Annotated in this window: 10 protein-coding genes and 2 pseudogenes; 11 read left to right on the top strand and 1 reads right to left on the bottom strand. The window is 52.7% G+C overall.

Features of this window, described 5'->3' with window-relative positions; all coding sequences use genetic code 11:
* A pseudogene (locus tag GYB81_RS15945) lies at positions 1-204 on the top strand (site-specific integrase); the annotation flags it as partial.
* Between the two features lie 77 nt (positions 205-281).
* Here the strand turns inward: GYB81_RS15945 and GYB81_RS15950 are convergent.
* On the bottom strand, positions 282-1,040 hold the full coding sequence (locus GYB81_RS15950) for a hypothetical protein (protein ID WP_161865955.1): 759 nt from the start codon (positions 1,038-1,040) through the stop codon (positions 282-284).
* A gap of 126 nt (positions 1,041-1,166) precedes the next feature.
* Between GYB81_RS15950 and GYB81_RS25250 the strand changes: the two are divergent.
* The 10 genes and pseudogenes from GYB81_RS25250 to GYB81_RS16000 all read left to right on the top strand — a co-directional run.
* A pseudogene (locus GYB81_RS25250) lies at positions 1,167-1,355 on the top strand (DNA-binding protein); the annotation flags it as partial.
* Positions 1,356-1,377: 22 nt separating this feature from the next.
* Positions 1,378-2,169: a helix-turn-helix domain-containing protein gene (locus GYB81_RS15960; protein ID WP_161865956.1), complete on the top strand. Its 792-nt coding sequence runs from the start codon at positions 1,378-1,380 to the stop codon at positions 2,167-2,169.
* A 496-nt stretch (positions 2,170-2,665) separates the two neighbouring features.
* Positions 2,666-2,935: a hypothetical protein gene (locus GYB81_RS15965; RefSeq protein WP_055985363.1), complete on the top strand. Its 270-nt coding sequence runs from the start codon at positions 2,666-2,668 to the stop codon at positions 2,933-2,935.
* Positions 2,932-3,231 carry a LasR-specific antiactivator QslA gene (locus tag GYB81_RS15970; RefSeq protein ID WP_161865957.1) on the top strand — a complete coding sequence of 100 codons (300 nt, stop codon included), beginning with the start codon at positions 2,932-2,934 and terminating at the stop codon, positions 3,229-3,231. The genes GYB81_RS15965 and GYB81_RS15970 overlap by 4 nt, the downstream gene beginning before the upstream one ends.
* 1,003 nt (positions 3,232-4,234) lie before the next feature.
* Positions 4,235-6,520, top strand: a complete 2,286-nt coding sequence (locus GYB81_RS15975) for a C39 family peptidase (protein WP_178101832.1) — start codon at positions 4,235-4,237, stop codon at positions 6,518-6,520.
* Between the two features lie 233 nt (positions 6,521-6,753).
* Positions 6,754-7,947: an ABC-three component system protein gene (locus tag GYB81_RS15980; RefSeq protein WP_161865959.1), complete on the top strand. Its 1,194-nt coding sequence runs from the start codon at positions 6,754-6,756 to the stop codon at positions 7,945-7,947.
* Positions 7,940-8,446, top strand: coding sequence for a three component ABC system middle component (locus GYB81_RS15985; RefSeq protein WP_161865960.1), 507 nt, complete (start codon positions 7,940-7,942; stop codon positions 8,444-8,446). The genes GYB81_RS15980 and GYB81_RS15985 overlap by 8 nt, the downstream gene beginning before the upstream one ends.
* A complete protein-coding gene (locus GYB81_RS15990) occupies positions 8,430-10,409 on the top strand; it encodes a DUF3732 domain-containing protein (RefSeq protein WP_161865961.1) in 1,980 nt (659 codons plus the stop codon). The genes GYB81_RS15985 and GYB81_RS15990 overlap by 17 nt, the downstream gene beginning before the upstream one ends.
* Before the next feature lie 342 nt (positions 10,410-10,751).
* Positions 10,752-12,113 carry a DUF6035 family protein gene (locus tag GYB81_RS15995; protein WP_161865962.1) on the top strand — a complete coding sequence of 454 codons (1,362 nt, stop codon included), beginning with the start codon at positions 10,752-10,754 and terminating at the stop codon, positions 12,111-12,113.
* Positions 12,114-12,212: 99 nt separating this feature from the next.
* Positions 12,213-12,521 carry a hypothetical protein gene (locus GYB81_RS16000; RefSeq protein WP_161865963.1) on the top strand — a complete coding sequence of 103 codons (309 nt, stop codon included), beginning with the start codon at positions 12,213-12,215 and terminating at the stop codon, positions 12,519-12,521.
* Positions 12,522-13,595: the final 1,074 nt, after the last annotated feature.

Consider the following 13,595-nt stretch of genomic DNA (forward strand, 5'->3'; position numbering starts at 1 on the left):
ACCTTGATGCTAGTAGAACATGAGGCGGTCAGCCGCTTGGTCGAGGGTGGCCTATCTGATCAGGAGGTCTCGGCCATCAGCGGCCACAAGTCGATGCAGATGCTTAAGCGCTACACGCACCTGCGTGCTGAAGACCTTGTTGGCAAGCTGGATAAGCTCGAGAGGAAAACGACCAGGCGCAGCAGGCAACAGGCTGACAACTGATCTGCAGCCACGCAGCCTGGCATTTTTTCACCGCGCTTACTGAGGGCTTTAACTGACCCAGCTTCGGTCACCAGCGCTCAGGCATCGTCGCTATCTGGCTTGTAGAAAAGATCCCAGCTGCTCTGGTGCGTGACGCGAGGGTCTTGTCCTGGGGTCGGAGTCAGTTTGAGGCCGAGAGACTTGCCCTCCTCCAACTGCCGCTCCCAGGGCCGGTCAGTGCCTAGCACTCGACCAAGATGCTCAGCACGAGACTCTTCTCGGCCCTCCCAAGCCCTGACAAGCTCCTGGTACTCATCGCTGGCCGCCAGTCGATAAGCCACGTCAACCAGATCACTCCCAACCCAATGCGCAAAGGGAAGCGTCCTCTCAACTGCCGCGAGGCGCGCTTCATCGCTCTCCAGATCGACCTCCCCCTCTTCATACAGGCGCTTTGCAAGGGCAATGGCCTTGCTGAAATACGCATCCGCACCAGGCTGCTCCGCATGAAGAAACTCAGGGAAGGTCAGCGCCGTTAATGGCGCCACATGACCATTGGCCGCATCGGTCACGCCAGTAACCAGCCAGAACGCATATTTCGGCCACAGGTGGGCTATCGACTCAATCATGGCGGAGGTCGGCTTCTGCTTGCGCGAGAACGCACTACGCCACCGGGCGGACGGAATGCCTGTGAGCTGGGAAAGCTTTTCCCAAAAGCCGCGACCAGCGTACGGCGGCTGACTCCATAGGCTGAGCAGCGCTGAGAATGGCCCTTCGTGACCCTTCAGGCTCTCAAGGTCAGCCGGAGACATCTGCTCCTTCAAAATCAGAATGACGCGGTCTTCAATCGTGCTTGACATCGTAAGCCTTCGATCATAAAAAGAACTAAATGTCTAAAATATGGACATTTAGTGTTTTTTAAGGACTCTTACGCCTTTTTCGCGTAATGACCGCAGTGTATCGCAAGCCATACAAGGAGTCGCAAGATGACAGTCGAAGAAACCCTGCTGAACCGCTACGGAGGCTCACCACTGCTTTCCCTTGAGCAGCTCGCAGAGGTGCTCCATCGCAGCAAAAACGGCCTGAGGATCTCTCTGAGCAGCGACAACGAGCTGTCCGCGAAGCTGCGCTCGTGCAAGGTCAAGATCGGCCGACGGATTTATTTCACGCTCGCGTCATCGAAGAAGCCTGATCGCTATGAGCATCAAAGCCATGAACTGGGCATGGGAGCAGCCGCTCCCGCCCGTGCCGAAGCTAGTTCTCATGGCGCTCGCTGATAACGCAGATGATCACGGCTACTGCTGGCCGAAGATGAAGACGATTGCAGCAAAGTGCAGTACGTCGGAGCGCACCGTCCAACGTACTATCAAAGCCCTGCTGGCTGCCGGTCTCCTTAAGAAGGACGCTCGATTCGATGCCAGCGGCCGGCAGGTTTCTAACGGCTACACACTCGCTTTGACCTACCACGACAAATTGTCACCCCCGGCCGATGACACTGCCAGGGAGGGTGACACCACTGTCACCCCCGGGGTGACACAGCTATGTCAGGGGGAGGGTGACATAGCTATGTCACCCCTAGAACCACCATATGAACCTTCAAATGAATCATCAGTAAGCCGCACGGCAAAACTGATGCGGCTGAGTGCTCTGGAGAGTCAACAGGTCGCTCTGCTGATCAGTTCCGCTCCAGCTGATCAACAGGAGGCGATCACATCCCAACTGTTGAACGCGCTGGCCAAGGGAACCATCCGTACTTCCCCATCACGCTGGCTGAACGCTGTCATTCGCCGGACAGGCAGCCACGTGCATCCGCAGAATGCGCCAGAGCTGTCGGAAGCGGACTATGTGAAACGTCTGGTTCAAGGCGGAATATCGCCTGAGGACGCTCAGCGCATTGCTCATAAGACCTACAGCCGCCGTGGAGTCAGTTCACCTGTGAACAGTAGGTGGCGCCCCATCGACCACCAAACCACCAAAGACTGCGGTTAAAGCGGCTGCTTGAAGTTGTCGAGGCATGTCACCGCCTGGTCCCCCTGCAACTCGTCATTTATGCCGGCAGAAGCTGGCTACATCATCCGCCTCCGCACTTAGCGCAAACCACCGAACCCCCACTACGCCATAGTTGGTTGCCATCCTGAAACCCTCGGGCTAGAGTGCGCCCGTCGTGGTAAATCCCACGACCGGGTGTGACAACCTGATTCGTTCGAGGCGCGGTAGCGCCATAGCTTAGGTAGCCAGCAATACGATTGCTTGGTTGCTTAACTTCTATGGCGGGCCGTGTGGGGCAGGCTTTTGCCTGGCCGGTTCCCTCGGACGCCGGTTTGTCACCCCCGCACGGTCCGCCACCCATATCCGAGTGACAACGGCGGGTGACGGCTCCTTAATCGTCTGAGGAGCACAAGGAAAATGCGCTACCCCTTTTTTACCCGAGAGCTCCGCCTTGGGCTTCAGGTCTTGCTGTCCACCTCTGCCCCGGAGGTGTGCCATGGCTGAGTTCGAATCCTGCGTTGTACCTTTTCCACTGCAGCGAAGCCCGCTGCATGAATCTGAACGCTCTCCCCTCCCCTCCGAAGCTGCAGCTGAGCTACGTGGCGTCATGCTAGGTAATCTGCTGGATCAACTGGCAGAGCCAGACGGGCTCCAGCCGGAAGATCTGCGCGTGCGGATCGCTGCTTACTCAGCTCTGGATCTACTCGATGAGATGGTCGTGCTCTATCGCCGAGCCCTATCCGAGGCGCGAGGAGGTGCGAGATGAGCAAGGGAGTATTGACCTGCCTTCCAGCTCACGACGGCCACCCAGGCGTGGAAATCATCTGGGCCTCCGACTGCAGGGAGGCATTCAACCAAGGCGCTAAGCTGGCCCAGAGTTGGCTTGATAATGCTCGTACCGGCTGGCTCTGGGCAGTAATGATCGCCGAGCGCGACTTACTGCCATGCGCAATAGAACGGCGAGCCTTCGAAGTTGGATTTCTCAGCCGCCTCCATCAGCGCATATGCGCTCACAGGTACTGCGGCCACTCGAATAAATCATTTTGCCTCAGAGGTTCGTGAGCCGGCCTTGCCGGCTTACGCTAACCACAAATATGCCAGCCAACTACAGGGACGAAGCCGACAGTACGAGGGCCAGATACAAGCCGAGAACGGCCAGGAGCAGCCTCTCACGTGCAAAGGTGATCTGGCGCAGATACATCGTCAGCGGCGGCGGGGCTTTTCAGGAATATTGGACTACCCCACTCGGGTCGACCTTTCCGGCCTATACTTGGACTACCCCCGATCCAGATGCCTCAAGCGATGCCCGCGTAGACGGACGTAAATAGGGTTCATGATCACTGCCTGGCGAGCCCAATGGCAGGAAGCTGTTGGAGTTTCCTGCCACGAGTGCGGGAAACTGCGCCTACCTTTCGTCGGCAGATTTTTCTGAATGCGAAATGGGGCCCGCTTTCAGATCTGGGACTCGATACCGATAACCTCTACGTCGGACGCTTTCCAGGCCTGCCGGCCTTGCGAACGCTAAAGCATGTGCTTCACTCACCTCGTGAATCGTTTGGATCAAACCTTCAACGCGATTGCGATGTCGTAACGATGAATTCTGTTGCATTCGTCGAGTAGTTCGTAGGAAAGTGAATTCCGGTGATGAGTTTTTGATCAATCGCCAGTACAATCGCTGGTCGCTTCAGCCTACTGATGCCTGAAGCCCCCCTTACTGACAGTTAGATTGTGTTCGATGATGCCTTCGACGTTCGCGCCCTGAATGCGAACCTGACGCGCCCTTTGGACGAGATAGCCATGAGCCTGCAAGCACTGATTTCCCTGTCCCGTAGCCCTAACAAGGTTGATGCTGATCGAAACGTCTCTAGACGCCTAGAGCAATCGCGCCGGCAGATGGAGATCTACGACCGTGAAATTGAGACCCGTATCGCTGCGAAGGCAGTGACTAGCGAGCAGTTGGCGAAGACCTGCAGCCTCTAATCCCTATTTCAAGGAAAGCAGCCGAAAGGCTGCTTTTTTTATGCCTATGACTCCGTATCTCGTATCTCAATTTGCTCAGTCCACCATGACCAATCTGGTGCGCGAATGCTTTGGTTACGATTTTCCGGACATCCTGACAAAGCGCCAAGTAGGTTACATCTTCAACTACCTGAACCGGCTCGACGCGAAAACGGTACTGCTCGAATTTCAGTACGTGGACAAGGATTTCCTGGAAGATTTCTCGCGCTACTACGCCAAGCGTTATGGCAACGATGGACACAAATGCGCCCGGATGCATTTCTTCGCCTGCGCCCTAGATCACGGGATGGTTTTCGAGATCCTCGCGGGTGGTCCGAGAGCCGACGAGTTGGTGAAGACACTGCAAGCCAATTACCTGGGCTTCATGGTGATCAAGCCACTTCCCAAAACCTTTATTGGCAAAACCTGCCTCAAGGTGATGGAGGATGAGTCCACTGCGGTCAAACGCAAGCGCCGCCTCAGCCGAAAGTACAAGGTCGACCTTTTTGGGATCAGCCTAAGCGTCGAATCCCTCGCCTTCCAAGAACAGGACAAGGTCATTGCCGCTTGTGCAACGACAGCCATTTGGTCTGCACTGCATGCCTTGCAGTGGCACAGCATTCGAAGCGTCCATTCGTGTAGCGAGATCACGATGAACGCCTTGAACGACCGCAGCGGTTCGTCAAATAGCTTCCCCAACACGGAGCTGAACACCGAGCAAATGCTGCGCTCCATTGATGCTGAAGGATTGAGACATCACCAGGAGAACCTTCGCGGCACTGATGAAAAACGCTTTTTTGAAACGGTAGTGAGCCACATCGATAGCCAGCTGCCCCTAATTTTCATTGGGGACGTTTACTCGTTGAGCGGGCCAGGCAAGAAAAGACCGACACGTGAAGGTAACCACGCAATTTGCATCGTTGGCTACAAACAGGATCACGAAAAGATCCTATACATCCATGACGACCGGCTCGGTCCCTACGTCCGAGCAAAGCTGATCCCAACTGTTGGCTATTCGATGAAGCGAAAGCCGATGCGGGAGTCTTGGGCGTTGGCGCTTCAAACGATGAACGAGGATGGCACCTGGAGCGATCCCGTTGAGCTCATCGAGCCTGATGTCCTCATCGTACCGACAGATAAAAAGGTTCGCCTACCCTTCTACTTTGCCTTGGAGACCTGCGACCGCATCAAAAAACAGGTCGCCCTAGACTGGAAAACATGGCTCCCCGCTGAAGAGACCAATGTCGCAGATGAAATCTCCTTCCGTATTCGCTTAAGGGAAATTTCCCACATTCGTCAGGAGATAATAGATCAGAACCTAGACTACAGAACCGTAGAAACACCTCCAACAGATGATGACGCCACATCAGAATCAACCGAGACTCTGATGAGTACGGAACCAGCTGAGCAGGACCCAGTGACTCTTCGAGGCACCTCCGAGCCAATATCAGCACACTCCGAGGGTGCGTCGAAGCCAAAAGCTGAACCACACTCAGCGGAAGAAGAGCTCAACACTCAGCTCACTCCGTCTGTAGAAGAAACCGAACTGTGGCAAAAGGAAAAGGTTAAGTTCCTGACAAAGGGCTTCGCCAGGTTTCAGTGGGAGGCTCAGTTTCTATTCAACGGCCTGCCGATCTTCAAGGTTTTCATCGATGCTACAGACGTTCCTCAAGGTGACGCGGTCTCAGCCGTGTTCACTGATAACTTGATCCTCGGGACAGGCATACTGAAGTTGCTGCGGTGGAACCCAACGGCAGCAAGCTTCAAAGCAAAGGATGGCCAGTTCTTCCCGTCATTCATGCGCCGCCTCGTCGAAGTGGACTCGTCTGTAGACGCCTACCTGGAGGAGACCTATGGGGGGCTAAGAGCTCCTCTCTACCTCAAGGCACAAGAGATTCAAGGCCAAGATATTTTCAATAACCCGACAGCTGTCCGGCTCTACGATGCTCCACGTATGCCTATCGTAGAGCTGAATAAACAATTCGCCTCTCGCAGAACAACCTACCTAATTTGGGCTGTCGCAAAAGATGGTGCACTGCTAATCGGCAAGGAGTTCGAGGTGAAGATCGATGGTCGCCGGGAGAAATGCGGGCACCCCAGCATCACCGCGTTTCAACCTGCTCGGATTGCCGGAGAAATGCACAAGATTGGTAAAGGCACTTGGCAGATCAACGCCAAATCGGGCCGCTACAGCGGGGACTACCCGAACAGGGATGATCTGCTCCAGAACGCCCTATATAAATTCCAACAGTTCTTCCCGACTGAGGCATTTATTATCCAACCTGCTGCGAGCACTGCAGTTGTGCCCTCGACCGGAGCTTCACAAGACGAGCCAGGCGCTGCGAGCGCTTGAAGCGATAAAAAGCGGAGAGTCTGCATCTGCCTGAGAGAGAGTAGGGGCTCCATTCCCTGCTCCCACCACCCGATTCCACTGGCTTGAAACCTAATTAGCCAAGGCAATCAACACTGTACATGTATACAGACAACTTTCCTTTCGTGGCGTAATGCCATTAATCAATGGTAAATTCCAACGGGGTGCTTGCTGGGCTTGGCAGCGCTTTGAGGGACTATCCAAGAGAAGGAACAATGGACAATACAGAGGCTAGTGCAAGCATTGCTGGATATGGATTCCAGTTCGAACGAGCTCTATACCGCATCTTCCATAGTACACATCGCAAGGCACTATTCGGTATAGAGACAACTGATGACGTCGCAGAGATTATTCCGCGGTCACATGGAATAACCTCAATTCTCGAGCAAGACAAGCATACCCGCACCGATAAAAATCCGGTTCAAGACAGCAGTAAGAACCTGTGGAACTCTTTAAAGAACTGGCTAAATAAGCTTGATGGATTGAAGAGCGAATATGCGGAAATAAAATTTCTGCTGATTACCAATGGATCCGTCCCGAAGACTGCTCTTGCCGCAAAGCTATCGAATGCTAAGACGGATGAGGAGATTGCTGAAGCCTTCAAAGCCTTAAAGGCCCAAGCCCAAAAGCTTACAAAAGAAATAAAGGAAATTGGCGCAGAGGTTATGAGCTATGATGACGAATCGCTGAAATATGTGATCGCCAACTTTGAATTAGTTCACAGAATGCAGCCTGAAGACCTAAGAGAAGCCATATACACAGCATTGCAATTGCCGTCTCATCTTGAAAAGCACCAAGACCTTATTCTCGATAATTTGACCGGACGCCTTTTCAATGACTGCTTAGAAATATGGCGAAAGAAAGAGCCTTTCTGGACGACATCCGACACTTACTTTACTAGAAAGCAACTACTCTTTGAGATGTACTCTGCTGATGATTGGACGACCCGAAGCCAAGAAGATACTGAGTATAAAGAGCTTATGCACGACCATAAGTACCTCATGCTGCCCTTCGTAGAACAATTGCGAGAGATAGGCATAATGGATCGAACCATTGAGAAGGAGATCGGCCATTATTGGGCAACCTACTCTGAAAGATCCAGGCTGCTTAAACTGGGCAAGGTGCTAAATGAGGATCTCGACTCCCTTGAAGAGAAATTCTTCAAGGAATGGGACGGCATTCGTGAGCACTACTCTAACGTGGAAAGCCTTCCACTAGAAGACTTCGCCGCTAAAGATCATAAAAATATCTACCTCAAGATCCTTCCACCCGTTAACTGTGAAGTCTCAATGGGCAGATTGAAAGCCAGACACCCCTATTTCTATCATGGAACCCATCACCACCAAGTCAATGACGACGGTACCAAATACCCGATTTATTGGATGACGCCAGGGGCTCGAGATGCCTGAAGTGTACGTCGACAGGGGAATAATTCATAACAGCGCCCTTGCCTGCTTTTTACTTTCGCTATTTGCACAAAAGTATGAGCTGGAAGACCCTGAGTTCCCCTTGGATCTTCTAAAACTACAGATGGTATTACCGTTTGTTTGGAATGAAAGCTGCCGTAACGCACTTGGAAAGCGAACGGCTAGAACAAGATTCGATACCGTATTACGGGAATCACCTGAACTTAAGGTGGATTTGGAAAGACGTGTATTTTCACACACTGCAGTCACGTTCCAAGGACTCAATTTAGCTGTTTCTTCAAAAATAATTGAGGTTACTCATTCCCCCAGCGAAGCTCCTGTCGTTAGGTTCATCCTTGAGCGTTGGCCACACGGCACCAAATCTGCACTGCCCTCTGAAATGGTGACAACCGTGAACAGGTTGGCGAACTGGTATTCCGAAATCGACACGCCAATTTTAATTAAATTGCTCTTTGGAATTCCTCATGAAATTTCACATTGACGCTGTAATTCTTTGGCCGAAAAATATAAACAACGAGCTACAAATAATCAAATTCGAACAGGGCAAGGTCAACATCATTCACGGCCTAAGCCGAACTGGTAAGTCTTCAATTCTGCATATCATTGATTATGCAATGGGCTCAAGCAAGTGCCAGATCCCAATCGGTAAGATTCGTGACTCTGTGCAATGGTTCGGCTTAAAAATATTGCTACGTGGAGAAACCTGGCTTCTGGCCCGCCGTGGACCTAAAGATGGATCGCCCTCCAACGACTATTATTTCGAGCCGTTCACTGGTGCCATTCCGCAAACCTTACCTGTCAAAACCACCCGCGCCATTGTAAAATCCAAATTCAACGCCCTCACTAGAGTCAGTGATCTCCCACATTCAGACGAAGAAGTGCCCGGCAAACTGGATGCACGAACCTCTTTTAGGGATATGGCAGCGTTCAACTTCCTTCCCCAGCATATTGTCGCAAACCCCAATACACTGTTCTTCAAGGCTGACACTTGGCAGCATAAGGAAAAACTGACCAGGGCGATGCCCTATGCACTAGGCATCGTAGACGCCGAATATGTTATTAATGAGCGTCGGCGCGAAGCAGCTCAAAAAGAGATTGAAGGTCTTAGAAAAGAGCTCGCCGTTATTGAAAAGAGTAAAAACAATTGGCGATTTGAGGTAGGGCGCTCCTTAGACAAATGCATTGAATATGGTCTCCTCTCTACTGCACCCGAGTCCCTCGAACTGAGGATTTCAGCGCTCAGGACGGTTGTCACAGCCTTCCACGAGCGCCGCCTTGAAGCCATGCTAATTGAACCGAAACGACTCCATACCAATGAGCGCTTCGAGCAGGCCGTAGCTAGAGAAAATGAACAGCAGCGCCTGGTCGATGAACTCGCAGCTGAGATCACCGGCTTCAGTAGCCTCGCTGACAACAGCAAGCAGTTCGTTGAAACTATCAAAGACGACAAGAAGCACGTGATTGGCCTCGCCTGGCTCAAGCGCAGCGTTCAGTCGAAAGGGCAGTGCGTAGCCTGCGGCTCAACTGGTCACTCATTGGTACCGGTGATTACCAATCTGGAGTCAAGGCTCAACAAGGTCACTCAAATCGCCGAGATTCTTGAGCAAAACCCAGTAATCGATAAAAAGATCGCAGGGCTCAAACGCCAGCTGGCTAAAGCTCAAAGATATCTCCACGAGTTGCGAAGCGAGAAAAACGCGATCCTGGCCGAAGATGAAAAACTGCGAAACGCAATTGGTGATATATATTATCTTGCTGGCAGTATTGCAGAGATACTGAAGAAAATTGGACATACGTCCGCCGATAAGTCAATTACCGAGCGCATTGGTGTCCTAGAAAGTGATATTGAAGGCTACGACAAAGCCATGAACAAGGCCAGCCGCCAGGCCAAAGAGCGAATCGTAGACGGAGCGCTAAGCGAGCTAATTGGCGACTATGCCGATGAGTTCGGCAACCTAGAAGCTCCGGCCAACTCCGTTCTCAAACTAGATCGGAAAGACCTGACCATCCGCTTCGACAAAGACTATGGCCAGCACGACTACCTTTGGGAAGTTGGAAGCGGCGCTAACTGGATGGGTTACCATATCGCAGCCTTCTTAGGCATTCATGAATTCCTCCTTCAAGAGGAAAATCTGGAACTTCCTCCGCTCAGCTTCTTGGTGATCGACCAACCTAGTCAAGTCTACTTCCCAAGCAGTGAACTTGGAAGTAACGCTTTGGACGAAGATATCACCACCCTGCGGAAAACCAGAATCGAAGATCTCATCGCGACCCGTCGTATCTTCGAAGTTCTGAGTGAGGGCATTAGGCGTACCAACTCCAATCTACAGATCATCGTGCTTGAGCATGCGGGCAAGGACATTTGGGGAAGCATCAATAACACCCATTCCGCAGCCTCTTGGAGCGTGAAGGGGGACGGACTCATTCCAGCTTCCTGGATCTGATATCACTGCCCCAGCCCTGGTAGGTCGACTTCCCAGGGTGCACCTTGCTTGAGCTATCGTGATTAATGATTCCCGGACATCTGGACAAGATGTTCCGCACCGATCAACTGATCGGTACTCTCGTAGCTCGGGGTAGACTTGAATGTTTGGAATTGCACCTCGATGAGGGGGTTCATCGTCGCAAAGGCTGTGTCAGGCATATTTCGAGGCTTTGAGGGGGTAGAAAATGGCGAGACACTTCCTGCTGAGCTTTGGTTTGGTGCAAGGTGCTAGCTCTCGCAGGCTTTAGGCTATGAACATCGGCGATGTTGTACCGGTTTTGTACGCGATGGAGTGCGAAGGATGTCTGAAGCTTTTTACCTTCCCGAGTCATTGGCGGTTGCTGATGCTGCGGTTACTGCAGTGCTCCACATGGAAAGCGGGCGTGTGCTATCCGCCCATGAGGTCATAGGGCGTGACTACGACAAGGCTATTCAGCTACGCATGGCATTGCAGGAGGGTATTTCTACTGGCGCCCCTTTGTACTGCTGCCCGCTCTGCGTTGTACCCGTCAGAATCGTCTCTCAAAAGAAAAAAGGACGCTTCTTTTTCCGACACGACTTGGAAGATGGTCGCTGCCCTGCAAAGACCAAAGGGAATCTCGACGAGCGACAGATATCTGCTCTGAAGTACGACGGCGTCCGGGAGTCGATAGCGCATCAGCAAATGAAGCGCATCATCGCGGAAAGCCTCCGCAACGATCCTGATTTCTCCGAAGTCGAGATTGAGCCCATCTGGAAAGGCCTCGAGAAGAACAGCCGGAGAAGGCCTGATGTTCGAGCCGTTTGGAAGGGGAGCTTGCCGGTAGCCTTTGAGGTTCAGCTTTCGACGACCTTCCTTCGTGTTATTGCCGAGCGCAGGCAGTTCTATCTTCGAGAAGGTGGTTTGCTGCTATGGGTGTTCAAGGTGTTCGATGCGAGTGAATCTCGGCTCACGCAAGACGACATCTTCTATAACAACAATCGCAACGCCTTTGTCGTTTCATACGAAACACTGGTCTCCTCGAGAAACAATAAATCGCTCATGCTTGACTGCATTTGGACGGAGCCAGTCATTGAAATGGGAGCTCGAGCCTGGGTAGAGAGGAGTCAACGTGTTGGATTCAGCGAACTTACGATTGAGCGCGAGCGGCAACGAGTCTACTTTTTTGACGCTGAAGGCGCAGAGCAGAAAGTTGATACGAGCCTAGCAGTGCTGGTCGACGATGACCTTCGACAAGCTTTCCATCGCTTCTGGCTTTCCTCTGACCACGACCCGGGCATTTGGGCGGTACTGCGTGATGAGCTGCTCGATAAAGGGATCGAGGTTCCGAACTCTCCAGACCATCCTGATGGCCCCTATCATTTGCTGAACACTCTGTATTCGGCGCGAGAGGGAAGGCCCGTAGGTTGGGGGCATGCGCAGCTTATCAACGTTGCGCATCATGTTTTTGATCGCTACAAACCCCATTTGTGGGCAATGCGGCTAATGCTGGCTGCACATGATCAGGGAGAGCTGATCCGCACTCAAGATCGCACCGGCAATTGGCGTAATATCAAAGTCAAAACGTACTTGAAAGCATGGCGAAAGGGGGACGCTGCCTACGCGCCGGATCGGCAGTGGGACGAGCTGGTCTGCCTTTTGTTTCCAGAGATTGCAGCGCAGCTAGCTTTCTCTCCACCCTGATATGAGGTATAGCGAAAAGCTGCGGATATAAGGAAACGGAGGGCTGGATTTCAAACCTCACATCAGCCACTTAGCACACAGCCACATAGGAGAGCAGGAATGGCGTACGAGCAAATAGAGCGTCATATGGGCGATATCGAAGTGACTTGCCATGACTCAGACATCTCCCGGATCGCGCGCCTCCATCAAACGCTTGGGTACGCTGCCGCAATGATGGATGTGAATGGTGCCGGATACCTCGCGCACCGTGTTTCTGGCGTGCATGATCACAAGGGTTGCATGCAGGTGCATTGGTTCAGCATGCCAGATCAACTCCATCGGCATGTTTTCCAGCTTGCTTGGAATAGTCAGGTTGGAGATGGCAGTGACCTAGTAGAGCATTTCCTTCACGATCAGCAGATTTTCTGACGAGGGGTGTCGGGGGATTAGTTTGGCTTGGTGGCCCAAATACTTCGCGTCGCTGCCTAGTATAGCCCCTGCTGAATTGCCCCTAGTTTCGAAGACCTTTTGGCGTCCGCTTTTGGCCGATTGTGTTGAAACAGTCGGCTGACTCCAGCCAGTTACCGGCGGCGAAATCGTAGAACGTCATCGCCAAGGTCTGCAACGCAACCACAGCGCACCTGTCAGCTGCCGATGTTGAAGGCGGTGGGGTAGTCGGTGGCGCCGCAGCAAGCCAGATGCACACCTTGGTACGATTGTGGCCAGGCGCTGGAACTGAGATCGCCAGAGCCGGGCGCTGCAGTGCTGGCATATCTGTCGGTGCCTGGTTGGCGATAAGTTGTTCCAGATCAGCAACAACCTGGAGTTGTTCAACTGACGCTTGTTCAGCCTGGAGTCTGTCGACGCAATGATCGTTTGGGCACAGCCCTTGTGGTCAGACTCCTGTCAATAAACCGGCCATTCTTGCGTCGGCATAGCGGTCGATGGCGTGTGCGCTCGAGTAGCGTTGACCTGCCCTCGCCCCCCAACGACGTCGAAGTACCCGCTCTCTCCACCTACTTACTCAACCCAGCGGTTCAGAATGCACAGAAAAGGCGAAGGGCAAGATAAAAGGTGGCGGCACTTCGTTGGCCTGAAAAGCAGTCTGCACGGGGGCTGGAGACGGCACTCAATGCATGCATAGGCGTGCCGCGCACAGCGCAAACACCCGCCAGCACTGGCTTTGGCGCGTGCCTAACACTCCATAATACGATCTGTTTGGAACAGGCATCGGTAACCGAACCTACAACCGGAAACCGATGCAGACACAGAGTCATGCCTGGAAGCTTGTAGCCCTTGAGCTACAAGACAGCTCAGACTGTGCCATTTTGTAGCCCGAGAGCTACAAATGACCTCTTTCAACGATGTTTCTGAAACGCTGAAAAAAGCGTGCGAGCAACCACCCAGCTCAGACACGCTCATCAACCTAGCAAGCCCGGCTTGAGAATTAGACAGTGAGCCGAATAGGCGGCATTATCGGCTCACTGCATGAGCCGAATAGGC

Origin of the sequence: Pseudomonas yangonensis (assembly GCF_009932725.1) — a bacterium.
GTDB classification, from domain to species: Bacteria; Pseudomonadota; Gammaproteobacteria; order Pseudomonadales; family Pseudomonadaceae; genus Aquipseudomonas; species Aquipseudomonas yangonensis.